Consider the following 26,072-nt stretch of genomic DNA (forward strand, 5'->3'; position numbering starts at 1 on the left):
ATCATTCATTGCAAAGTACGAGCAACTATCACTATAACAAACCCATATGTTGTTGTTTTATCCAACAGATAGATAGGTCGAACAACAAGTGTACTCCATATCCATTCTCTTTTTAAAGATTCATAATAATTAATTCCCATTATACATCAAAGTTAATATTCACCAACCATTAACCAATTGGAGATTAGTACTAAGCTTTTGAGTAAGAAATACCGGTAAACATACGGAATATCTCAGAAAAACAAGTTAAACATTGGATACAATTTTGATGTTACAACATTGATAAAGTTCTATTATTAATAAATATTAAAAAACCACCAACCATTGAACGTAGGCTGTTTAAAACTAATCGAATGATAAATGTTTCACAAAACATACAAGATATTAGTAACATACAAATATATCAATGTGATAAAACTACTTAAACCTATTATTGATTGATACATACCAATACAAAAAACCACAGACTTCACGTTACTAAAGTTATATCCGTGTTAGATAATAAGTTCATGTTCATAATTAACAGTTCTGTTAACACTAATCATAAGCATGAATCCGTTATTTAAGTTCATCACACAACAATGTGTTCAATTTAATAAAATATATATTTACTTCCAAACATCTGTAAACGTTTAGAATGGTGATACAACATCACAGATACATATCATAAGATCAACAACAGTCAAACGGTTATTATGTCTGAACGATAGTATAGAACTTGATCCTAGAAACTAATAACTACATCACAACTGATTACAAAACTATCAAACAAAAGAACATGATCCTTATAAACCAAACGAAACCTTATCAATCCCCTAAACATTAACTAATCCATGTATAAATTATTATTTAAGACACAACAACCCAGAAACGGATGTAGTCGGCTCTATATACCACAACAAAAATGCAAGTATAATTAGGACTGGTAATCCCTTTTTAATCATGTTTTTATCTCAATGATCAACTTATTCCAATCTATGTTTAAAGTTTTTACTGTGTTGGAAATATAATAATTAATTACCACCATACCTTCTAAAGATATCGGTATTGTACTAGTTAATGTTATCGGATAATATGGTTATATAAAAAAATAATTTATTTAGATATTACCATGTAATAATTTCAATGGGTGGAACGTTGGATCGTTGTTACGTTGATTTATCAGGTAGATCTGAATTTACACTGAACGAATAGTACATCAACGTAATTCATTCAATCCGATATTAGAATTAACATATACGTTGTTCGATCCATTAGTATGGAATTCAAATATAAGTATACATATCAATGTCATCAAGTTTGATTCATTTTACCATGTGACTAAATCCACATTTAAAACATTCGATTACATGTTTATTTCTATCAATTAATGCAGTTAAAAACATCATCTCAACCAAAGGTTATTCAAGAACAAGTTGAAAGTAGCCATAATAGATTACAGATTAGATAATTTAAGACTCTATTGTTAACACTTTTAAAACGGCAACTAGAATGGGATCTATATAACTGTGATCTGTATTTACTACAAACAAACCTGACGATGTAACTGATAGCAACAAAATAATTCTACCAAGTATTTGGTAACTATTTCGATTATCTCAAACAATTATTCAAGTAATCCAAACATAACTGATACTTTTTATCTATTTCATAGAGAGTAGAACTTACTCATAGTCCTCGAAACATGTATTGGTTATGCTGTTATTATCTAATTTAAAACAAAAGAAAACATTCAGTCTGAATTGGATACTAGATTCAGCAACAAGTTAATACTTCTCATCTTGAAATATAAGAGTACCACATATTGGTTGAATTTAATCAAACACGATTAACATATAACCTTTTTGTTCCTAATAACAACAACATCAAACAGCTCCAATCATAGTATCCTACTTCATTCATTTGTATCTTTATTAACACATTAAATCCATCTTAACATCTTTATTAAGCACATCGTTTCGTAAGGATATAACGATTACTGTTTATTAAAGGATATTATAATTGAAATACAATTTCATCTAGAGAACAATCATAATTATGGTACTTATATTCTGTTAAATACTTCTTACTCTGATCAATTAAATTCAAATAGTGATATATATACCTACCAACCATAGATATTAGATGGTAACAAATGTTTTAAATTTTATACAAACAACATAAACCAATATAAGATATACAAAACCAACAAACAAGAACAACAAACGAATCCCAGTTTCAAACCTCTAATACATTGTATATAGTTGATTTAGATGGGCCAATATGTAATAAACCAAAGAACTTATGGACCATTAAAGAATTTATTGACTTAACCAACTGCAACATCCAATTAAGCGATGTACATAAACCATAGATACAATTGTAAAGATATTACAACGTTCGTATAACTAAAGTAACATTAGATACATCTGTTTTATTAATATGAAATTCAATTCAAGCACATTATAAGTATCTCAGTTAAAGAGATGTATTAAGTATTGATACTATGAATGTGTATGATCTTGGATATACTGACGGCTTTAACAACACAGATGGAAGTGATCATGGGATAATGGAAATGGTAGTTGGATTTAATATTCGTCTTATCGTTTATTCTGGTATTAATCGTGATGAAATGATGTAATGGTATTAACACAACGGATTTACTAAGAATAATAAACAAAAAAACCAACAGATTACCAATGGTTGTTTCTAGTGGTGTTACAAACGTTGCTGACCTGATCTTCTTAAGAAATAACTTGAATGATAGTTTGACCGATGTAATATGTATTAGTCTGCTTATGGAATCCATATATCCATTGATATAATAAAACAAACTCAAAAAATGATCAATTTAATCATTAGAATATTTCCATACACAGATGTTAACTATAACAACGTTATAAAATCTATTAAGTTCTCTGGTTTAACAACGACCGATAGTCCAAATTTACTTACTAGTAAGTATAGTGTTAGTGGTACTGATGAACTTTGTTCGTTTGATGTAACATCTTCATCTGATAACAAAGTGATATTATCTGAAACAACATCGAGAACCGTTGGTACCTATTCTGTTCCATTGTCAACAGGTGAAGAAATAAAACATATAAAACATGTAGAGTATTTGCTAAGAGTAGAAGTAGATAAAGTGGCTATTAATTCAACTTCTGTTACGAACCCAGAGTCTGTTACTAACTATGTTAAAAGATTTGTAAGTCAATACATCTTTTCCCCAGTTACCTGTAAGGTAATCATTGGTACTTGAGATGTATTCAACCATTAGTGGTTTAAGATCAACAGGAATTGATGTTTCGGAACATGAACGTAAATTAGCTCAACATGGTGTAGGTGGGATTTTATTAACTTCGATTGATAAAGATGGAACAAATAATGTTTATGATACACTTTTATTAAAATCTATTTCTCAACATATTAATGTACCTGTTATTACTTTTGATAAACGAAATAAATTCAGACTTATTATTTCAGTGATAATCGAAGGAAACATTCCAATGGTGTTACTTATTTCAACATTTCATTATGACAAACAACCCATTCCACAACTGAAATATTTTTCTAGTAAAGATGTAATATATCTGTTCAAGATAACTACTCAAACTTATGGTTTACATGGTTAAGAACAAATTAAAACATATGTTCAAGTATATCTTAAAAACAAATATAGTTCAGATACTTATTATTTATTACATATTCTTAACATAAAATGAGATATAACGTTCAAATCAATGTTAGGAGAAGACCTTGAAGATCATGGAGCTGTTTTGGTCTGTACAGGTTAATAGATTTGGTAAGTATTAAATCTCAAATATTATCAGATCGAAACTCATGAATAACAGAATTACTTACTACCAGACCATGGTTCATATTTAAAAGAATCAAAGAAGAACAGATGGAATTAACACTTGCAGTTAATTTTCAAGTTAATCGTAAAATAGTAATTGAATCTATTGATTTGATACTTCAAGTATTTCTTCTAGCAAGAAGAATAGGACTAAACATAAACAACGTAATAAGACTAATTGATTACTGAAACATCGTAGCATCGACACAACGTTTTAACAAATGATCTAACTTCTCAAGACCAAACAAATCAAATTATAACACAAATTATCGGTCGTCAATGAATAATTTCCGAAGTAATAGACTCGATAATATTACATTAAGTAGACTCAATAATTCGATATCAAATTTATTTATGGTTATTACCAACCTTAGAACAGGTAGTTATCGGTATCGTAATATATTGAATGGTTTATTCTACAATGTGTTATATAATATTATAACTCTGATTTGTAATAGAAGTATTAAATATTCGATGGTAATAAACGAGATCATTGATAAAATGGAATAAAAACCATGACTTCAAACGATGTGATAAATGGTAATTGATAGAAGTATTTACGTTGGTTTTTTATGATAATGATGTAATTAAATGAAAATTCCAAGCATACCAATAACACAATAGATAAAACCCAAACATCCACCATTTTGTTACACCAAATTCCATCTGTGTTTAAGTTTCTTTATTGAATATGTCTACAAGTTCTTAAACCATCTAATCTTAGTACGGATGTTGTAATCCGATCTAACTTCGAATAAGATAAAGTTATTAAGATTCAATAGTACCGCTTACTGTTCTAACAAACAAAAATCCAACTTAATTCCACTACCTGTTACCTGTTGTTCTAAAGCGGTCCAATAACTGTTCGGCTTCAACATACATCCCTTAATTCAAACAAAGTACATGTTGATTTCGAATATCCCAAACGTTCACATGACCTTAGAATCGATAACTTGTCTCTATAATTAGCTAATACCAACGTCCACTATTAACAAACACAGAAACGACGATATTAGTCCATATAAAATTAATAAACTTATAGCTGAGTGAACATTTTATTATTCGTACAGGTTATCCAAACACCCACGATTTATGTTCAATGATTTATTTCAAAACTTGTTATCAACATTACCGATCAAAGAAGTTGGTTGTTCTATGACGGTTAATCCAAATCATCCAGACATATGGATAACTTCTTTAAGAACTGATTCAAAACGTTCGATATAAAGCCAAAAGTTTACTACCAAGACTATTAATCCCATCAAATATATCTATTTGTTACACATATAAACAACAAAATGTAGAATATGCTTGAACAAGACAGGTGAAGAACTCTTGGAAAGTGAACATCTTGACGAAAGAGTGACAACGTTGTCCAACATTTATGGAATTATAGAAATTATCTAAATCAACATCCCATGGTTACAAGTTTTGTCCTTATTAAAACACACATCTCCTAAGAGATCGGTTGGATGTTTAATGTCTTAATTTGACTATCTGTGACATCAATGTTTTAAAAACCTTTCAAGGTCCATAATCGTTGCAGACAAATCATCGGATACATAACAAGTTAGTGTTGATCGTACTGTTCGATTGAAACCTGATGAAATCAGTTCTCTTTGTTGGTCTGGTAACTAAAACTTCGAAGAAGTACCTTTACATCTAGATCTACTATAAATGTATCAAACGAATTAAACTTCATCGTAAACACAACATCCAAACGTTCGATATCTTACCACCACATAAGCCAACATCCTCAACGAATTACAAGCAAAACCCTCACATACTTCGTTGTTTATCATGGGTTACCAAGATTTACGAACAATGTGAACAGGTTATTAGTCAGTTCGTTGGCCATAAATCAACCATAACTAATACTAAGTAGCCAGATATAACATCAAAGATATAACATTTCGGCATAGTATAATTATAGAGATTTATGATATAAATAAACAAAACTTCATCGATGTTTTAAACCAATTGATGTTAATCACCTCACATGCGGTTTATATCTGTTACATCTAATCATAAATTGATTCAAACATCCGATATTCCGATTATTTAATTAGTAATTACAGATAAGTTGATATTAAGGTATCCGATGCCACGGTTTCAATAACCTTTTATATCCAACAAATTAGATGATTACTTGGTGTTAGTAATATAAATCCAAAATTGATTTGTTTATAAAGATATATGTTAATAGTTTAATCGTCATATCTTGCATCCAACACTCATAAGAACTAATATAAACTCAAACATCCTTAGTATTGATATAATTCGAGGTATCCATTTTAAGCACAGTTGTTCACCACATTTTGTTATGTCTGAGATAATTTGAAACATTCCGATTAATATCTCTGTATTATATTCAGATTTGTTACAACCAAGTTGTTCCGATTAATCGATTTATAAGTTAATTAATCACCTCAATGTACGATATAACGGCTTAATTCATCTAATCTATCCTCTGAATATGGTCCGATGTTAAACCAAATTAATATTTATAAATTACAACCTTACTGACCAATTACAACAACCCGAATTAACTACATCACATCTAACACCAAACGTTTGATTACCAAGGATTTAACAACATTTGACACCGACTTCTTCCAAAATTTTAACTAACTCCATATCCACATATAACCATTGACCATGGTTGTTTGTCCGTTTGTAATTAATTCACTGATTTATTGGTAATACAAGTTCATCCATCACATATTGGTTCAAATAAGATCGAGGTCAACGAGTTCCTTCCCTCACGGATGTTGCGGTTGTTTCAACATGCCAACCATTATCAGAACATACAAGGTAGTTAATTGGTTTATCAATACCATCACTTCGATTACCTACACTTCAAATTAATTACATCGGAGCTATAACCTTGGTTAAGATATTATTCCCAAACCATATGTTTCTCAATTACTAACATGTTATTATCTTTGGTTATTTAATCGGTCTTAATGACCACAAGAAATACGTATTGCCAATACGAAGAATATTAACAACCGTCTGGCATATAAAAACCCACGTACAGTAATATTAAATCGCAATGGAGTTAACATATAAGTTCTTATTTCTGGTTAATAAATACTGTTCTAGATAATGTCTAGATATCATGTAAATGATCTTGGTTTTAACAATGGAATCGAAGTTATTTCGAAAGCTAATAACAACAACCTGATAACAACATATGGTAAAATCATGAAAGTAACCATAATTGAATTAACAAATGTCGGTTATTCCAAAACCAGAGGTTTATAATATAGACATCTAAACGTTGGCCAAATGATGGTAACATGTGAGTAGTTGATCCGATAGATGGTATGGAGTTCATTTGTTAGTAGTTCACTGACTCATAAACACATTTAATTGGTTTAATAAAAGATGGATCTTTTGTATTAGGAACTGTTAATCATCCGGCTCTAAACAAAAAAGATTAATCACTATCAATAATAAAACTTTAAACAAAAATTACAACACCCATGGTTTGTTTTATTACCGAAGATAATTGATAACAAAATGTTGAACCAACACATTATAGCCACTTCTCCATCCAATCACATGAATTTAGAGATTAAAGACCACTCACTTTGTTGATCAAAAACTTTCAACATGTTGATACACGATTATGTTATACCTATACTCTATTAACGAGTTGGATGTATAGATGGTTCTTAACTAATTGTAAATCTAACAACATATGACGGTACTCAATCTAATTAACAACATCAAGAAAACACGAAGTATGGAACATATAGTTTAAAACAAAGAAATGATACTTGTTATAACAGCAGAAAACGATCATGGCTTGAAATCGGGTAGAATCAAACACAACGTTGTTCATGGTGTTATTAAAGTTCAGTCAATATCGTAGTCGTTTACATATTTTCAAACGTTCCAACACTCCATGTACGGTTAGAGATATAATTCTTAAATGAATAATACTGATTAAACTAAAACCAACACTTATATGGTATTGTCATAGTAAGGTGGTAAACGGAGTGTTAATACTGGATGGTACAATGAATACTCAGATACTAAAGAGTTCAAATTAAAGGTTAGACACTACGTTGGTAAACAAAAACAGATGATAACAACGGTATTTTAAATATAATTCAACCAAGAATAATCGAGAAGATACAATTTAAGTTACTTATGAGTAGGAACGGATACAATCGAGACAAATACCTTCAATTCAAATCAAGTTGCCCAATCAAGTTATAATAACAACTATTCCCGTATAGAACTTTAACAAACGGTCAGTATTAATAGCGGAGGGAACGAGGTTAAAGTATTCATTACGTAGCAAATGGTGTATCTTCGTTGCATGTTCTGGTTGATCCAACGAACAAAACCTTAATGGTATCTTCTGATGTATTAAGACCAACATATCGAGACATTTCATTCAATGAAATGATAACATGTTATAAACAACAGATTAACACGGTACTTAACAAGGATGTAACCATGTTATTGATAGAGGCCGGTTCTTTGATACAACAAATGTCAAAGCTACTCTGCTTGTTTACTTGTAGACATGTAGTAAATAAAAAAACCAAATACATGTTTTAGTTAATATCAGTGATAGTAAGTGATGGATTCGAAAGAACTTAATCTAATCAATCTTTAGAACAACTCTAACATTCGATTAGTCACAACAAGTCATTGAGTGTTGGATTAAGCTGAACCCTTTGAACCAGAATCTCTGAAACAACATACTTCCGAATTATCAACCATTGTTGGAAAGTCAATATGAGTATATCTGAACGTTTGGTTCTTCCAAACAAAGAGAAAAAACATCTAGAATACCAATGATTTTACCGAACACATTAAAAACACTAACAAAACATGCATATGTGTTATGTGGTCGTTGTGGGACCACTCCTAAACATATTTCGAATGTTGGCTTAAGTTTAAATTACCTAATAAACCTGTCGAAGCTATAGATGTTAATAACAAATCCAATTGTTTGTTCTTTAAGTGGATTAGAATCGATAAAGATTAACAGAGATGGATTTTATGAAATCGGTGAACAAGTAAATGTATCAAAATCAAGTGGTATTCAAACATTCATGATAACATCAGGTAATTCCAACAAAGTCTTGGACGTTGTAAAACCAACAAGTGGTGTATAGAACAAAAAATTTATAGACATAAACATGGATGATGTACCGTTTGATCCGAAGGTAGTAGATCTTAAAATTCTTGAACTTGATTAACACCGAACCTGATTTATCAGTATTTCCAATTATGATTGGATCAAACAAGTAAAGTACACTTTTTGATCGGTATGAAGCATATACAAGGTTATAGGTATCATCAATTCCATATTACTTTATGGATGGAAATAAACAGATCATAGATAAAATCAAGATTGATCAAGATACACGAATGTTTAACCCAAACACAATGACTTCTGATAAAAGTGGACATGTTTCAGCTGTTGAACAACGTTCAAGGGTTTGTAAAAAAGATACATGGATTGTTAATGTAGGAGATTGGTTCCCCGATGAAGAAGTAATAATAGATTTAAATACCTCTGCAATAACTCCAGAAGTTGTAGAACATGGCAGAACTGCCTTGGAATTAATTAATAACATTAAGTTAATAAGTATAATTTATCCAAAGAAGATATGGTATTAAGTATATCGAATTTATCATCTACTTTCTAGAAATAACCACAAAATCCAAGAGGTATTACACCGCATGTTTATAAGATATAACTAAACTCTGTTGGCTTTAATCTCGGTATAACAAACGTTCAGAATCAAATATCTTATAGTAAATTCAATGATAAGATTAGAAACTTATTATAGATCATTAATATTTAACAACAAACAAGTATCAATGAAAGAAATCTTAGATGTTTTCGGTACTAAGTCCATTATTCTTAACAATAGTGGGGATGGAAATAACTGAAGGAACTGAAATGTCACAACGAGAGTAATACATGTTGCTATTACAAGAATTGATAAGTACATTGAATAAGATTCAGTAGAACTGACCAAAGACATAGGTACATTGAAGGTTATAGAGGAAGTATTGATGGAAGGTATGGATATTACAGATAAACTATTTGGTAATGACAAGATGTTATACCACTAGATGTTAAGAACTGTTAAAGATAATAAGGTAACCGCAACATCCTTGACACCATTGATAAAGACCGAAAGACCCAAGAACAACAAGATGATGGTAATGGCAGTGGTTAAAGATGATGTTCATGATGTTGATAAGGATATCATTAGTACTGTTTTATCATGTAATAGTTATTGAGTAATAGACTTGGTAACAACGTTTTCTACCAACGGAGATGTTCAAGTGACAATCAAATACAAAGCAATACCATCTGAATTACAGATTCTAAACATCATCTACATTGGATGAAATGGTGAAAGTGGTAAGATCTCTACAAAATGTAGTCATTGGATATCCCATTACTCTTTGGAGGTGGAACAACAGGTAAACTGCATACAGTGATAAAACTTCATCCCGAATATTCTAATGGTATTGTAATATGTCAAAGATGTAAGTAAGACAACCGATGTTTTGACCAAGTTATTTAAAGGACCGTAACATGCCTATATTAAGCCATTGAAATCGGATTATGAGTTAATAACTAAGAATTATAACACTATCCACATCAAAACGTTGTGAAATAACATTTGAAATCTCATTAAATCGTTTGTTTAAGTTCAACAACAAGATGATTCCGAATATAATTTCATTGGAACAAGGACCAGTAGTGGTGGTAACCTAAAAGATCTCTGTGTTGTACATGTAATCGAATAAAAAATGTATGGCAATAACAACAAGATAATAACACTTCACAAGAAGATATTGGATAAACTGATCTCAGAGAGATGGGTAAGTATCAGAAGAACAACTGCCATGATTGAAGACCCCAAACAAACATGGATCTATTTGTATTCTAAGTTCAAATACTTCATTGATAGCTTTACTATCCGATGCTAAGACGACAACACAACGAGAAGTACTGTTTAAGCTTGAGTAATTTTATTGATGGTAATAATGATAATATTTCAACATGTTGTTGTTTTCTTGGTATTGAGTTCACTTTAATGTATCGATATTTCAATGATAAAAAAACGATTACAATATGTTTTATGTTTTAAAACCAATCCGTGATAGATTAGTTAAATCATGTTCAAAGACCACTTACGATACAACAAGATATCATGTTTGAGTTTACGTATGTAAACGTTCACATAATGACATAGAAGGAAAACGAACCGGCATTAGGCCAACACCAGGTTGTTCAAACGTCCAGACCATTGGATTAAATATAATTTATTTAGAATAATGTCACAAAAAACAAACACTTGTCTAATGACATCCGATGTTGATCATTTATACCACAAACCAACATATTATCCATGGGTGTTGTTAACCCTTATACCATTCATTTCAGAATAAAACATATAGATAAACATCAAATTGTTTCGTAGTTCAAACAACTAAAACGAAGTGTTAAATCAGTAGAAAGATCACTAAGTCCATTGATTTGTTATATTCCCGAATCGATGTTAACATAATCTGTTCAATACCATGGACGTTTAGTCATCTCGTTGTTCGTAACAAAGAAATACCCATCAGAAATGATGTAAGTTAACAGATCAAATCTCCATTGAACTATCCTATGTTCCATTTACTTTATCCAATTGATTGATAATCTTCGGTCGTAAGCACAACATTTGAAAGTCTACTATCCTAACACTTATCCCTACCTTGTTGTTATTCCGTCAATATATTCAACATTATTTAACCAACATACATTCAATATTCCCACCCTATTACATCATCTCCTTTGATTAAACGACCACTATCATCGGTATCCTGTTCTTATTGATTAGATCTGTATGTTAACAAACAACCTTTCCACATCCAATTATTACAACTATTTGTAACCAATTCATGCTATATGTTTCAATAATGTGTTAGTGATTAATCGATAACAACGTAGTGATAATATTAATGTTTAATTCACTAAGATCAACGATATCTTTAATCTAAACAACACGATTATCATTCCAATGTTCCGAACCAAGCAAACCGACATAGATTCATTTAACATTGAACTAATTACATCCGTTTATTCCAATTACACCATGCAAACAACTATTCACGTAATCAATCGTTTTGCTTAATGGAAATCGTTTAATAATACACCACTACTACACCATCAAACGATTAGCTACAACGTTCAAAATAAAACCACCAAATAAGTTCAAATACAAATTAAACATGTCATTAACATAAGAAATACAACCATCAACCAACATTCGGTTGTTTTATGTGGGTGTTGTTACCAATACAACCTTGTCGACAGACGAATGATTTTATTAATCCAATTGTAACAACCTCTTTCCAAGATCCACCATTCTCTCATAATTTGTTTACAATAACATGTTATAGTCGACCTTATTCAAATGAAACAAAACCAATACACCCATCTACCTATTCAAAACTAATTGTTATTAAACATTAAATCCTAAACTAACCAAAAGTAACAACAAACATGCTCATCGATTGTAATGAACTGTTACTTAAATTCACAGCTACATCATCATCTTTATAACTTATTTAATTCACCCATATAAAACCTCATGTTATGTTCTAATAAATTATCCATCTTTATATCAATCCAATTACAACATCGATGTGTATTTTATCTAACAACTTAGATACTATTTAATTAAACCCATTGATAAATCAACCCTTATTATTTATAGTTCGGATCTTATCAACAAAAAAACCAATTAACTTACCTGTTGTTTTTAATCAAGTGACTCTAAACAACCATCTTTGATCCTTTCAATCCATTGGTTGTTTATTAATGTCAACATCGGTGTTATCAACCCTCTAATACTTTGGATAACCATTAAAGAACCAACACCGACATTATTAATTGATAATTTCATAATTATTTCGATGTAAGTTGTAATGGTATTAATCAGAATATAAACAAACGAATATGTGATACATCGTAATGGTTTATGATATGATCCTTGTTCTGATCGATTATAGCCATTAAGAGATAAAATATAGTATTAGCATTTAATAATGACATGTACAAAAAATTTCAACTGTTATACCGAAGTTGTTTCGGTTGTGTTGTTTAATCCCATCATCGGATCAGACAAATCATTAAACCATTTTGTATATGTTTATAACATTATTAATTCGGTTGAAATATTAGAAGCTGATCAGATCAACTTACTAAAACCTACAACTTTAAATGTTATAATATGTGACATGGATTTTGGTTTCTTTTATACCAACCAATTGAACCCATGATTTGGAATTATAACTCTAAGTGTAAATCTCTATTAACAATTTAATTAATCCATGAAGATATCAGTGGTATTAATTTATTCACTTCGAAGTATAGACCACCATGTTTTATCTAGTTTAACCGAACAACAAATATATTACCAAAGGATATGTGTATTAAAACCAACAGTTATTATAAGTAGGATAGAATTATCATATTCACATAGAGATGTAATTAATTGAACGCCGATATGTAGTTTAACCAATTATCTTCATTAACATTATGTTATAATATGACCGATATATTCCTGATGTATATACTTATTATATGTGATAACATATCGTATTGGTACATATAAACAACACATGTAAGTGACCGATCTATTATAAATGAACTAATTGTATTATAACTTATTACAACAAACAACCGGATGTAATATATCAATAAATTATATGAATAAGGAATTAAATGGATGTGAGAGTGTTAACCACATTCTGTGAAGGTTTACAATCCATGTTGTGATTATAGATGTCGGTTGTACCTGTTTTTTTGTTGTTATGAACAAGTATCGGATATTATACTGTATAGTTGAGATTATACCGTTAAGAACCGATAACAATTTATCAAAACCAACGTTCTGTTCAATTTAATCGACACATATAAACATCCAGATGGTTCAGATGAAACCGAACAAACAACCGAACTATGAATACTTTTGATAACGGTTCTCTGAATATTACTCATAATTCAAACAAAACAACCTCCGATTAAATCCCCATCACATTATAAACCAAATGATATTCATATCTGCTTCCCATGAAGCCATCTGTGTTGCGGTATAATTGGTAGATAGAAATTACATTTATCAACAAGAACAACATCAAATATACCACTAGACCACTAACTGTTAACTACATCGGATACAACATTTGATGGTCCGATAGTCATCGATTGGACTATAACAACCAACTTGGTAAGTGTTAAGTTAAAAACCAAGTACTAAACAACATGAAGTATTCAGTTTGTATGCAGTTTCGATCTGACAAGAAACGATCAACGATTCTGATAACACTGCCATGATAACATGGTAAATAACAAGAAATTACAATGACTAACATGTAAGTATACTTCGGATATGGCATTGAATAGTTAATTGATAATGTATCTGTCCGTTGTCATTTAAACAACAAACCACCAATACCATGTTGTTTTTAACAACAAAGTAACAGACCATCGTTCGTTGTAGTTCTAATATCATTTAGTTGTTAGTTTATTAGTACGAATTATATTTATGATGATATTAATTGGTATAATATTCGATAGACACAATGTGGTACCATGATGGATTTATTTCGGTGGGTATTAAAGGTTGAACTCTCACATTTTGTGAGAGAATTGGGAATGACAGGAGTGTACAGATTAACATAACAAAACAATCCATCTTCTGATTAACAAACGAACCAAGAACTGATAGTACAATCACCGATAAATCCAACCCAACATCCGATAACAACATAACAAAGGATGATAAGACCCATTGTTTATAAATTTTATCGATAATGGATAATCTAATTTAAATGACCAAAGGTTGATGTAACTCAGATACAAGGTTCTACTTCAACACATTGATAGGTGACCTCGTTGTTAGTTCCCACCTTTCAAGAGATTGATATCCATATACAATCAGGAATAAGGTATAACTGTTTGATACCAATGAAAGTAACATCATTGAGTAAGACCAACAAGGTAACTGAAGGAATTAAGCCTTGGAAATGAACTACATGTTTGTTACTACATGATATGATATCTGTTAACATCAATTATCATTATGATGGTATACTAATCTTTCATAACAACAAGGTATAATGTTTAAACTGTTAATAACATACCATAGACAACGTCTGATCAGAGTATTCGATGTTATAAAGGTATGTCAACATGTAGGGATCAACTATTGGTTTCTTGGTTAATACACAACTGATTAATTAAATGTATACACAAAAAGGATGGAGAGTTATAAGTACTCCGAAGGAAGGGAACCAAACGTTTGAAGAACTTTATGTCATTGGTTGAAAGGTGGACAGAAGATAGGATATAAGTGTTGTCAGTAATAACAGATGTTGTAAGTAGTAAACGGTTTAACAAAATAAGATATCTAATGATAAAACTATTAACAAGATGTTGAGGTAGGATTAACATGGAAGGAAGATAAGGGAGATGATATTACGTTGGTGTTGTTAATAAGTAAAGGTAGGATTAGCAACAGATAGAGATATGGTTAAATAAACGTGAACTAAACAGTGGTATTGTTTAGAACCGAACATAATATGGGTAAAAAACAAGATGGTAGGTAGGAGTTGATAGGGAACAGATGTAAGGAGGGTAAATTAAATTATTTCTAACACATAACATCAATGTTGTTACTTCGTTGCTAACGACCGAGGAGTGTTTATCATTAGAGGTAGTTAGTCTAAGAGGAGGGTATGTTGGTAAGGTAGGTAGGATGGAGACCATTTAGTGGATAACATATGGATGGATTAAGAGATATATCTTAAAGGTAGGAGTAAGTTTGGTAACATATTGAAGGTAGGATTAAAGGAGGATATAGAAGTGGGGATGTAATTAATATCAAATCTCTATGTACTGCATTGTTTTCCAATGTGGGTTATTAAGAAAGAAGGACATAAGGGTAAGTATACGAGGGTTTAATCGAATAGATGTTAATTTAAACTCAAAAAACAAAGAAATAAAGAAAGGTAGGTTCGTAATGAGGGTATTGTCACTGGATTTTGTTTCTTGTACGTGGAGAGTATAAAACATGTCGAGGTTTATTGTAGGTATTCCAGATGATTAGAGAAGAAACCAAATAGAGGGAGGTAGAGGTATATTAAGTATTGAAGGATCCATTTATACCTAATAGAGGTAAAGGTTGGCTATCTGGTTGGAATTAATTTTTATTTAGTTGAAACAACACGGAGGTAACTTACCGCTTCTGCTAAGTAAGAATAAACAACCTGAAGACATCAAGTATAGATATTGGATAGGTAACATTTATTTGTTTGAAACATCCGATATTTATTCAAGTAAAACAAAGTGTTAGGTAGGATCTAACATGGATGTTTGATTAGGAGTAGGATTAAATTGTTCCATGAGTGTAAGAACATATTAGAATAGTGTTTAGTAAGGAGGAATTATATGTTGATCCCCCATGTAATGGGGCAAGTATGTAGAGTTCTATCTATGAATAACCATTAAGAATGATTAGGTTGACAGTTTGAAGGTAGGAAACGGATAGTTGTAGGTATTAACCATGATAGAACAATAATTGGTAGGATAAACATATAGTAGTAGGATGTTTTGAGGTAGTAATATGAGCAGGAAATAGAATTAAGTAAGAGTGAGGAGGGGGTAAGGAGGTAGGATGTTATCAATGGTCTACTAGTTGTTGGTTAACAAAACTATATGGATTGTAGTTGCCTAAGATCTAAACACCGACTAATGTTATGAACAGAACTGATAATCGTTTAGTTATAACAATCCCAATAAACCATCAGGTATTACCGGTTAAACATCCTAATCTCTTGGTTAGATCGATGTTATCCATACCGAACAAAACTGTTATCTTTTAAATAATCAGTTATCAACCGATTGTTACTTGGTTTATTTTAGGATTGGGTATGTGCGTATGCACATCAAGGAAGATGGAAAGAAGTGGATTCTAAAAATTTAATCGATATGATAGTTGATATTTTGTTGATAATTTGGAACAACAATGAGGTATCACTACCATTTGAAAGGAGTGATAAACAAGGATGGAGATATCGGATCTAGTAGATAAGTATCCGATCTTATTACAACATCCAGACCAAACATATTTCCAACTTATTCATCGATGTATGTTATAGATCCATTTTAAACTTGTAATTGTTTTCATTAATAATCTGAAACCATCAATGACTGATCGTTTGCTAATGGTTAGAGAATACCATCCGATATTATTGGTTTGTTATAGTTCAAAACCATCATGGACTTACTGAGAGTAACAAGAAACCATGGTTGATAACTCCGAACCAACACCACTTTATATTACAACCAATCAATATACGTTTATCTGGATTAAACAAAACCAACATATAGCATGATATGTTGACATACAACCATTACCCAAATAACGTTATACTAAGTATTATACCTAAACTAGGAGTTAGACGATTCGGAATTCGATAAATCAAAAATTATACATCCAACCTCCGTCGATCATAAAACTGTTAATGGTTCAAACGTTTGAAGTTAAAGGTTTATACCGATTCGAGTTAACAAGTCTGTAACGATTCGATACAATTGATTCAAACAAAACTAATACCTACCTACACCGTTACATGCCAACACTACAAATGATAATTGTCAGCTTGTTGTTATGGTCAATTGAGATATGGATTCATGGGATGGTATTATCTCGGTAACTAAACATAGAACATGAATGATCGGTTGAGATTACAGTTAGAATTCTATTGGTTCATAATGAAACGTAACAACAGGTATACCCAAGAACATAACATGGTCGTATTAATCGTAGTAATATGAAATATGAACAATACATTTAAATGTTTTAATAATGGATACCGATTCTATCTCGAAACGGAAACTACACAACATCAATGTTAAAAGATACAGTACATCGGTTGTTTAAGCCAACTACAACGTTCCAACATTCGTTAACCCATTACAGATGGTTGATGTTATATCTTACAACTTTTGTTGGTAAAACTATTAAGTGATAACAATAACCAATAGTAAGGATGAGTTATTTGTCGGTTACCAAAGGTAAGGAATGATGGAAATGGCTGATAAGCCAGTGATAAAGAGGGAGGTAATAGTGATGAAGGAGAAGAACATGAAGGGATCAATGATGATGATTGGGGAGGGATGATGGTGACGTAACCAACAACGAAACATGGTGGAAGTAAGTAACATGAATTAATTAAAAGATCAACAAACACTTATACATTGACACCGAACAATAGAACACTTATGTCATCAGTCATCCATCGTACCAAGAATTACCTGTTAGATAAAACTTCACAACGTATGTGATGACGGTTACATTTCAGTTTGGAAATGTATTGATAGAATTAATTCTCTGTTTGCAAATATATTTAAACATATGACATGTTCAGTTTATTTAATCGAGGAATAATAACGAGTGATTCAAGATGGTGTTTTATAAAAACATTTAGTATTGTTGACATAAATGAAGAGAGAGGTAATCGATATCCTCGAAAGAATAAAGAACTTATATTTAACTGGTTTATTATCAGGTTTTGTTATCTATCCGACAATTCTTTCAACAAGTAAACTATATCCAAACATGATAAGGAAACAAGCGGTTATAAGATCGATTAAACCAAAAACAAACAAACAACCTCAAGTATTAAGTACATTATTATTATGTTCTTCACTAAATAAAGGTGAAAGGTATTTTAGTGTATGTTCAGGTTGTCACTCTGTTGGAGAGGGTGGTACTCATAAGCTTGGTCCGAATCTTTGGAGTGTTGTGTTTAGATCGATAGCAGGTTGTTCAAATTATGTTTATTCTCCGGCATTGATTAAATTATCCAATCTTAAATGAACCTTAAACAACTTAAACAAATTCATTAAACATCCATCGAGTTTTGTCAATGGAACATACATGAACTTCTCTGGGATTAAAGATCCGATTGAAAGAATGGATATATTGAGATATTTAATTTATAATTCATTCGAACCACTATCATTTAACAGATTTAAGTTTAATTAAATGAAAATACTTATAACAGTTAAAATCATCTACGATCCCAAGATTGAATTGAGACAACAAAATGGCATGTTATGTTTTGAGAATATAAGTCGGGTTATCAATCCTATTGATGAGGAAAGTGTAATGGCCGCAGTTGACTTCAAAAACAAAAATCCAGGAGTTAAACTATCAGCGGTATGCATAGGTGATGACGTTGATGAAAAAATCTACAAGTATGTGTTAGCAATGGGTGTAGATGAAGCATTTCTGATTCGATCTGTTAAACATAGAGTAAAAGATCTTGATGATTTAACGATTGCCAAAGTACTTAAGAAATTTATTAAGATAAACAAATACGATTTAGTTCTAACGGGTAAATCAACATTTGGTAACAACACTGGATGAGTTGGTCCGGCATTAGCCGCTCTTTTAGGTTGACATCAACTCTATTATGCATACAATTTGCTAAAGTTTACAACCAACGAACTAACAGTACAATGTCATGCTTATAACAGAACTATAACGTTTGTTGTCAAATTACCATGTGTTCTGGTTTGTAATTTCACTAACTTTATTAAATATATCGGATTAACAGGTATAATATTAATGTTAAACACACCAATAAAAACGGTATTCCTACCTGATCTACACATTAAACCGAATTCATGTGTTGAAACAATGGAGTTATTAGCAATAGATAAACCACGAAAGTGTAAGTTCTTTGATGATGTTAACAGTCTAATGGATATTATATTCGGTTAAGTAAATGAAAGCATTAATAATACTAGAAGCAATAAACAATAGGTTTAGTTTAACAGACCAAAGGTTAATAGATTTTACCACAGTAATGTGTTCAAGTATTGATGTGTTGGCTATAAATTGTAATGCAAACCGAATAATGTCTCTTAACTGGATTAATAAAGCATTTATATTTGCTTGTACAAGACCTATCAACGTTTTAATTGATAGTTATAGATTATCTCTCATTGTATCAGGGTTGATGTTAAAATATGATATGGTTCTAGTCGATAATAATTCAAACTTACATCACATTTTATGTTATGCTGGTGCCACTACCAACCGATGTGTTGTTTCCGGCATCCATGATGTTATAGACTACAACGTGTTCACAACGTTGGTACATGGTGGAAAAATGTTGAAACACATCTACTTCAAATATCCGAAACCTTGACTAATGTCGGTTAAACTGTTTTATCCAACGTTCGTTGGCAACAAAAATGAAACAGATGGATGACTACGTGTTGTTCCGAAGATTCAGATAATAAACTTCAACACCGATCATTGTATTAAGTTATTAACTTACTCAAGAAAAGATTTAGGACCATATGGTTTAGATTTACCGAAATTAACAGAGGCGGATATAGTTATTGCTGGAGGAAAGAGCTTTGGTACATCAGAAAATTTCAGGAGATGGTTGTTGCCATTGGCTCTAAAACTTGGTGCTGCCATCGGAGCAACCAGAGGTGCTGTTGAATCGAGATGTGCTCCATCAGAGCTTCAAATAGGAGGTAACTCCCAAGTTATATCACCTAAGCTCTACATTGCGTTCGGTATATCTGGATCAGACCATCATTTAGCTGGCATCAGATATGCTAAAACCATTATAGCCGTTAATACTGATAAAGATGCTCAAATATTTGATACGGCTAACTATGCCATAACATCGGATATGTATAAAGTTATAACAACAATGACGGGTTGGTTACAAAACAACACAATCAGGAATACCAATTTTTCAGTAAGTAAGTTCAAAAAAATTATTATTTAATTAATTAATCTATCAACTGTTTATTCCGTTTAAGTACATATTATTATTAACAACCTAACATCCGATAATTATCTCTATGTTTTTTAATGAATCATTCCATTAACTCATAAGATTATTTAATATTCTAAGCTAAACACCCATGGCTATTAATAATCTGTTGAATAATTCAATATTTAGTAACTTATTATTGGTTAAATCAGATTAATTTGTAAGTATTATAAAAAATTCAAATGAACCAACCCAAATGTTCCTTTATTAAAACGGAAAGATATTAGGATCGGTGTTTAGAAATTAAAGTGATCTATGGTTTATGACGGTTGCTTCAATTGGCAACAAAGTGATGAAATGTTGATTGAATCGTTATAATCGTAACAACATTGACATGTATGTAGTGATTAAAACTATTTAATGTTAATTCATTGATGGTTTAATTAGTCACCGAAACTAATTTGTTAACAAACATCCATACATACACCGAATTTTGTTATGATATATCCCAATAAATTTATTAATTACTATTTCAACAAATACATGTTAATCGTTAATTAAATGTGGAATATACATATGTTTGGCATGATATTATTATCCCCATCATTTTGTTATTATCCGGATTTATCCATGACATAGACAACGTAAGTAACCCAATCCATGTGTAATAATCCCGATCAAATAATATACACAATTTGTCGATTATATCCGTTTAACTTAATACAAACAAAAACATTAATGGCTCCGATTATATGGGATGTTGGCCACTCATCGATAGATTACAAAATCCGAACACTTGAAAATATATCCTAAAATATATTTGTACAGCATAAGTGGAATTAAGATGTTTAGTATAAACTTTTAACTACAATCTGTACATCATAACAACACTATCAAATCGATAATAACATTTGATATCTCTAATGTTTAACTCTTATAAAACAAGGATCGAATTTCATGTATTTGGCCATTATCACAACACTTGATCAAAGATTCAAGTAATAACAGTTAACCATGCATAAACGTTGTATTTCACATATCGATATCGATAAAAAAACTGATGTTATACTAACCTGATAAGGTAATTATATACAACAACCGAAAGAACTGAATGTATTGTCAAGGATTTTATCTAATGGGATTGGTAGTTGATGAAACATAGCAACAGGTATACCAATGATGGTTCAATCAGAACAAATGACTTGATGTGGTGAATATATCTGATTCTTAGTGATTACTACCGAAGGTAGGATGAAGTTATATCCCCTAGGATGTTGTTTCGGAACCAACCTATTGGTATTAATAACTTCTAACTGTAAGAATGATCGGTATTCAAAAAGTATGAGTAAGTTATTGGTCATCGAGAGATGACACCGAAGGTTCAAACACCAATGCCACTAACTACTTCATTTTTAAAAAGGTAACGAAGTTACAATCGAAGATATAACATCCAGTAATGGATATAAGGTAGTAGAATGAAGGATAAAATCATGTTAAAAACGATGTTGTTGGTAGAAATAGATTTTATGAACATAACAGAGGATGGTTATGAACGGAGGTTGACAAATATCAACGATCCAACTCATAAAAGGAGAGAGTATGAACAAAGGATGTAAAGGAGGGTAATATACCGACCTTGAATGGTGATACATTTCAGATAGTGGGATTTATATTAGATATTTATACAACAAACTTGAAGTAATCAATCAAACATTAAGTGAAGACATCTAAGATGAAGTTATGTAACGGTGATGAGGGTAATAACGTATGTGTCAGGAGAAGGTGCATGATCTACAAGAACTCTTGGTAGTTATCGTTAGAGGGGTATGTGGGTATTTGTGTTGGTGTGTGTAGAATTTACTAAGGATTAGACACCATTTTGTTAGGATGTTTATTAGGTTTGATCTATGTTGAAAGTAGATCGAATTCTAGATCTAAACATGGAACAAAGGTGGTAACATCAAGTAAGAATCAGTAATATTGAACATCAAATTACAATCCATCAATCAGTTGTATTAATTACCCATCGTTTGTTAACTCAAAGTGATAAACATATACAATCAGTATCTCGTTATGTCTTAATTCGATCGGAGATTATAATTAAACATAATGTTGTTATCAACGACCAAAGTATCCATTAACAACATGTCAGTTACCAACATTTGAATGATTTATATTCAACCGATGAATAATGTTGGCATAACAGATGTGAGACTGGTTCTTAACCATAATATCTCTAAAGTAACAACGAGTAAACACAGGATATTATCATGATAAATCTAATCTATAAAACAAGTTCATTACCACATGATGTTTTACTCGAATCGATATTGAAAAAAAACGAAGTCATTAAACAAGTCACAAGTTCGATTCTATATAGCTTCAGAGACACTTGTCTTCGAAGTTGTTATAAGAATACAACCCAATGTTTTCATCGATAAATATACATGAAGGTTATCCTGGAGGTAGGTATTATGGAGGGTTGTAGGTTTGCTGATGAGTTAGAGAAGGATGGTAATAGACCGAACCAAACGTTTGGTTAAATACAAGTATACCAACGTTCAAACACATTTTTGGTAGCCAAATAAATCGAGCAGTAATGTTGGCATTTCTGTTTCTAAGAGATACAACTATGACAATGAATTTTAAATATAGTGAACATCTAACACATGGATCGGTAGTGAATATATCCGGAATGTAATTCAAGAGTATATCATATGGTATTAATCTTAAAACTGGTACAATCAACATGAATGAGGTTCTAAACGTTGCCATAAGGCATGGACCGAAGCTTATAATTTATCGGTTCCACCTCATATCCAATGAACAATAGATTAAAAATCTTTCCAGAAAAGTGGTTGATATAGTTGATTCATCTTTACTTGTTGACGGTTCCCACATTGCTGATCTAATTGTCATCGGACTACAACCTTCACCAATCGAGCATTACAACATTGTTACACTTACAACACATAGGTCCTTGAGAGGACTCCATGATGGTTTGATATTATTGAACAATCGAGAATCATTTAATCGAATATCCGATGATTTATTTCCATGATTACGAGATGGACCGATGATGGATGTTATAGCTGTTAAGACAATGGTACTCTTCGAAAAACAACAAGATGATAACAAAACATGAACAAGATCTGTAGTTGATAACGCTAAAGCCATGTTTGACCGATTCAAGAACAATGAAGTACAGGTATTGTTTCGAATAGAACATATAATCACTTAATCATAGTAGATTAAAAGAGCTTCGGAATTACTAATAAACAAGTGACCTCTTTGTTGGACCGATGTTACATCATGTTGAACAAAAAACATTCCGAATGATCTATTATCATGTTAATATCACTTCTTGTTTTGAGATTGGATACGTAAGCATGAACATCGAGAGGATCGAACAAAGTGAGAGTTTTAAGAGGGTAACTAACATGGTAACTGATGATTTGTTGGAGATAAAACCACTATAAAGGTGGAGTATCACTATCACTTGAGATGAAAACAAGAACATAAATGTTGGATCTTATAAACAAGTATCTGATTAATCACAACGTCCAAGTAAACCAAGATTGTTGTTTATCTATCTGACATAATTAAAGATTTATTCAAGTTTATGGTTGGTTCTGTTAATAATTTGAAATCGTCAATGGTTGATCTTCCATTAGAAGTTAAAAGAATACCATTTAACATTATAAATTCATCGTGTGTTAGAACCATCATTGGCTTCTTTGAAAGATATAAGATAATCGATTCCCATATGATAACAGATGTTAATATTCCAGAAGACTAACATGTGGTGTTAGTAATTGGCTAAAACTTACAGCATGATAGTGGATGTATTACCCTTATCAGGTAATATTAGATTTTATATTACATCTGATTAATAGATCGGATGTTGCGGTAACAATGAATTGTTCGATGAATATATCTGACCGTTGGCAACAAACAGGAAGTTATTTCGAGGTCGAAGCTTGAACACAAGCTTATGTTATATCCGATATTCATGTAGAATTACAACGATTCGATATGATGGAATTACGAGATCTGATAACACAACCTCAAGGTTACATGATAATGTTGTGAGTGTTTAATGATCGGTGTAACGATTGGTTTTGTTTTAAGAAGTATGATGTATATGGCAATAGTATTATCTTGGTTAATAGAAACATCCGAAATGAATGGACATACGAGATTACTCCATTAAATTCCATCAGTTTAGATAAACATTCATAACAACGACCACAAGATCCAGTGAACTGATACTTCGAAGTGATGTTAACACGAATGTAACCATGTTTAATATAACGTTTACATATTATGATACCAACGTTTGATCTGCTAGGAACTAAAAATTATACAACATAGGTGTTAAAGAGATGTAAGTGACTAGTACTGGATTTGATGTTCTTGGTTCATTTGTTTGTTACCGACCGTAGATGACTTGTAGTGGTTTATACCATGAGTTTGTAATAGTGCCAACGGATGTTTGAGATAATGACGGTTAAATGTGAAGTATTGGTGATGGGAGTGGAGATGATAACAACGAGGTGATGGTAAGATCAGTGAATATGGGATCAATGAACAGATCGGAGATGATGATGGCAACTACTGGATGTTGATGGTAGTAATTTTATATCGATACAACAACATAATGACTAATCAAGTGATAAATCATGGTCAATGAAATGATTAATCGGATTATAACGATGGTAATAGATAAAGGTACATGTATGTTGGTTCGGAGGTTGTTCGATGAAGGTGTTAACGTGATCAGAATGATTTAGTGATGATAAAGATCCGAAGTTTATACTCATGATAGATATGTTCGGAGTATAATTTATGATATATCTGTTAAAGATCAACTGATAACCAAACCATATCTAACATTATCAAATCAACAACATCCGATAGCTGATTACGATGCATCTGCTACCCGTTCATAACTTGTATCCGTTAATCTCTGTTTTCTGAAATACTTCGATAGTACGATGTTAACGATCCCAAGATTGGTAGCAGTAACATCGATAGTTTACAACCGTTTGATCCCATTGATCATGTATCGATAACCTGATCCAAGGTTGCCATCATCCGAACCAAACGTTGTAATTTGTTATCGGAATTGAATATAAAACGTTGTTAATAACAGAACTAAACGTAAGTTCAAAACAACAATCAGATTCACTTATGTAAGTCAATACGTTTAATAACCATACATGTTTGAACACATCAATGATCTGAGATATCGATAAAATTATGTAGGTATATTTGAACAGCTATTCGGTTGTATGTATTCTATCAAAGGATAACCTATGACCAATCATCCTTGATTAACAAGTTATTAACACATGATGTGGATGTAGTGATTCTT

The 26,072-nt window shown here is 31.3% G+C and carries 27 protein-coding genes; 24 read left to right on the forward strand and 3 right to left on the reverse strand.

Annotated elements, in window-relative coordinates; genetic code table 4:
- Positions 1 to 2,609 precede the first annotated feature (2,609 nt).
- From MAGTDC_RS01335 to MAGTDC_RS04415, 5 genes are all read left to right on the forward strand, one after another.
- Positions 2,610 to 2,807, forward strand: a complete 198-nt coding sequence (locus tag MAGTDC_RS01335) for a hypothetical protein (protein ID WP_146656722.1) — start codon at positions 2,610 to 2,612, stop codon at positions 2,805 to 2,807.
- Positions 2,808 to 2,824: 17 nt separating this feature from the next.
- A complete protein-coding gene (locus MAGTDC_RS01340) occupies positions 2,825 to 3,262 on the forward strand; it encodes a HisA/HisF-related TIM barrel protein (protein ID WP_146656723.1) in 438 nt (145 codons plus the stop codon).
- A complete protein-coding gene (locus MAGTDC_RS01345; RefSeq protein ID WP_146656724.1) occupies positions 3,246 to 3,617 on the forward strand; it encodes a HisA/HisF-related TIM barrel protein in 372 nt (123 codons plus the stop codon). The genes MAGTDC_RS01340 and MAGTDC_RS01345 overlap by 17 nt, the downstream gene beginning before the upstream one ends.
- A gap of 86 nt (positions 3,618 to 3,703) precedes the next feature.
- Complete coding sequence (locus MAGTDC_RS01350) at positions 3,704 to 4,351, forward strand: hypothetical protein (protein ID WP_146656725.1); 648 nt, start codon at positions 3,704 to 3,706, stop codon at positions 4,349 to 4,351.
- A 2,598-nt stretch (positions 4,352 to 6,949) separates the two neighbouring features.
- Positions 6,950 to 7,108, forward strand: a complete 159-nt coding sequence (locus MAGTDC_RS04415) for a hypothetical protein (protein ID WP_192573026.1) — start codon at positions 6,950 to 6,952, stop codon at positions 7,106 to 7,108.
- Positions 7,109 to 7,290: 182 nt separating this feature from the next.
- Here MAGTDC_RS04415 and MAGTDC_RS04420 read toward each other — a convergent pair whose 3' ends face one another.
- Positions 7,291 to 7,458 (reverse strand): hypothetical protein, encoded by a 168-nt coding sequence (locus MAGTDC_RS04420; protein WP_192573027.1) that lies wholly within the window; start codon positions 7,456 to 7,458, stop codon positions 7,291 to 7,293.
- Positions 7,459 to 7,650: 192 nt separating this feature from the next.
- Between MAGTDC_RS04420 and MAGTDC_RS05395 the strand changes: the two genes are divergently transcribed.
- The 9 genes from MAGTDC_RS05395 (at position 7,651) to MAGTDC_RS01390 (ending at position 11,171) form a co-directional block, all read left to right on the forward strand.
- Entirely contained in the window at positions 7,651 to 7,902 is a 252-nt protein-coding gene (locus tag MAGTDC_RS05395) for a hypothetical protein (RefSeq protein ID WP_146656726.1), read from the forward strand.
- 268 nt (positions 7,903 to 8,170) lie between these two features.
- Entirely contained in the window at positions 8,171 to 8,419 is a 249-nt protein-coding gene (locus tag MAGTDC_RS05400) for a homocysteine S-methyltransferase family protein (RefSeq protein ID WP_146656727.1), read from the forward strand.
- A gap of 164 nt (positions 8,420 to 8,583) precedes the next feature.
- The gene (locus tag MAGTDC_RS01365; RefSeq protein ID WP_146656728.1) at positions 8,584 to 8,793 is read left to right on the forward strand and encodes a hypothetical protein; all 210 of its coding nucleotides are present in this window, start codon (positions 8,584 to 8,586) and stop codon (positions 8,791 to 8,793) included.
- On the forward strand, positions 8,794 to 8,982 hold the full coding sequence (locus tag MAGTDC_RS01370; RefSeq protein ID WP_146656729.1) for a hypothetical protein: 189 nt from the start codon (positions 8,794 to 8,796) through the stop codon (positions 8,980 to 8,982).
- A gap of 256 nt (positions 8,983 to 9,238) precedes the next feature.
- On the forward strand, positions 9,239 to 9,490 hold the full coding sequence (locus MAGTDC_RS01375) for a pterin-binding domain-containing protein (protein ID WP_146656730.1): 252 nt from the start codon (positions 9,239 to 9,241) through the stop codon (positions 9,488 to 9,490).
- Positions 9,491 to 9,694: 204 nt separating this feature from the next.
- The gene (locus MAGTDC_RS01380; RefSeq protein WP_192573028.1) at positions 9,695 to 9,835 is read left to right on the forward strand and encodes a hypothetical protein; all 141 of its coding nucleotides are present in this window, start codon (positions 9,695 to 9,697) and stop codon (positions 9,833 to 9,835) included.
- Between the two features lie 117 nt (positions 9,836 to 9,952).
- Entirely contained in the window at positions 9,953 to 10,330 is a 378-nt protein-coding gene (locus MAGTDC_RS01385; protein ID WP_146656732.1) for a hypothetical protein, read from the forward strand.
- 485 nt (positions 10,331 to 10,815) lie between these two features.
- The gene (locus MAGTDC_RS04425; RefSeq protein WP_192573029.1) at positions 10,816 to 10,983 is read left to right on the forward strand and encodes a hypothetical protein; all 168 of its coding nucleotides are present in this window, start codon (positions 10,816 to 10,818) and stop codon (positions 10,981 to 10,983) included.
- On the forward strand, positions 10,968 to 11,171 hold the full coding sequence (locus MAGTDC_RS01390; protein WP_146656733.1) for a hypothetical protein: 204 nt from the start codon (positions 10,968 to 10,970) through the stop codon (positions 11,169 to 11,171). Before MAGTDC_RS04425 ends, MAGTDC_RS01390 begins: the two co-directional genes overlap by 16 nt.
- 3,082 nt (positions 11,172 to 14,253) lie before the next feature.
- On the opposite strand, the gene MAGTDC_RS04430 is transcribed toward MAGTDC_RS01390, so the two are convergent.
- Positions 14,254 to 14,400: a hypothetical protein gene (locus tag MAGTDC_RS04430; protein ID WP_192573030.1), complete on the reverse strand. Its 147-nt coding sequence runs from the start codon at positions 14,398 to 14,400 to the stop codon at positions 14,254 to 14,256.
- Positions 14,401 to 15,780: 1,380 nt separating this feature from the next.
- Here MAGTDC_RS04430 and MAGTDC_RS04435 point away from each other — a divergent pair.
- The 10 genes from MAGTDC_RS04435 (at position 15,781) to MAGTDC_RS01425 (ending at position 24,937) form a co-directional block, all read left to right on the forward strand.
- Positions 15,781 to 15,957 (forward strand): hypothetical protein, encoded by a 177-nt coding sequence (locus tag MAGTDC_RS04435; protein WP_192573031.1) that lies wholly within the window; start codon positions 15,781 to 15,783, stop codon positions 15,955 to 15,957.
- Between the two features lie 2,016 nt (positions 15,958 to 17,973).
- Positions 17,974 to 18,123 carry a hypothetical protein gene (locus MAGTDC_RS04440; protein WP_192573032.1) on the forward strand — a complete coding sequence of 50 codons (150 nt, stop codon included), beginning with the start codon at positions 17,974 to 17,976 and terminating at the stop codon, positions 18,121 to 18,123.
- A gap of 270 nt (positions 18,124 to 18,393) precedes the next feature.
- Positions 18,394 to 18,939, forward strand: coding sequence for a c-type cytochrome (locus tag MAGTDC_RS01395; RefSeq protein ID WP_146656734.1), 546 nt, complete (start codon positions 18,394 to 18,396; stop codon positions 18,937 to 18,939).
- Positions 18,940 to 19,680, forward strand: coding sequence for an electron transfer flavoprotein subunit beta/FixA family protein (locus tag MAGTDC_RS01400; RefSeq protein WP_146656735.1), 741 nt, complete (start codon positions 18,940 to 18,942; stop codon positions 19,678 to 19,680).
- A 4-nt stretch (positions 19,681 to 19,684) separates the two neighbouring features.
- Positions 19,685 to 20,707 carry an electron transfer flavoprotein subunit alpha/FixB family protein gene (locus MAGTDC_RS01405; RefSeq protein ID WP_146656736.1) on the forward strand — a complete coding sequence of 341 codons (1,023 nt, stop codon included), beginning with the start codon at positions 19,685 to 19,687 and terminating at the stop codon, positions 20,705 to 20,707.
- 1,104 nt (positions 20,708 to 21,811) lie between these two features.
- Complete coding sequence (locus MAGTDC_RS01410; RefSeq protein ID WP_146656737.1) at positions 21,812 to 22,096, forward strand: hypothetical protein; 285 nt, start codon at positions 21,812 to 21,814, stop codon at positions 22,094 to 22,096.
- Positions 22,097 to 22,185: 89 nt separating this feature from the next.
- The gene (locus MAGTDC_RS05405) at positions 22,186 to 22,311 is read left to right on the forward strand and encodes a hypothetical protein (RefSeq protein WP_278046906.1); all 126 of its coding nucleotides are present in this window, start codon (positions 22,186 to 22,188) and stop codon (positions 22,309 to 22,311) included.
- 1,238 nt (positions 22,312 to 23,549) lie between these two features.
- Complete coding sequence (locus MAGTDC_RS01420) at positions 23,550 to 23,936, forward strand: PLP-dependent aminotransferase family protein (RefSeq protein ID WP_192573033.1); 387 nt, start codon at positions 23,550 to 23,552, stop codon at positions 23,934 to 23,936.
- A gap of 381 nt (positions 23,937 to 24,317) precedes the next feature.
- A complete protein-coding gene (locus MAGTDC_RS04445; RefSeq protein WP_192573014.1) occupies positions 24,318 to 24,494 on the forward strand; it encodes a hypothetical protein in 177 nt (58 codons plus the stop codon).
- 44 nt (positions 24,495 to 24,538) lie between these two features.
- Positions 24,539 to 24,937 (forward strand): hypothetical protein, encoded by a 399-nt coding sequence (locus tag MAGTDC_RS01425; protein ID WP_146656740.1) that lies wholly within the window; start codon positions 24,539 to 24,541, stop codon positions 24,935 to 24,937.
- 720 nt (positions 24,938 to 25,657) lie between these two features.
- Here MAGTDC_RS01425 and MAGTDC_RS05410 read toward each other — a convergent pair.
- Complete coding sequence (locus MAGTDC_RS05410) at positions 25,658 to 25,789, reverse strand: hypothetical protein (protein WP_278046900.1); 132 nt, start codon at positions 25,787 to 25,789, stop codon at positions 25,658 to 25,660.
- Positions 25,790 to 26,072 lie beyond the last annotated feature (283 nt).

The sequence above is a fragment of the Candidatus Hodgkinia cicadicola genome, assembly GCF_002774925.1.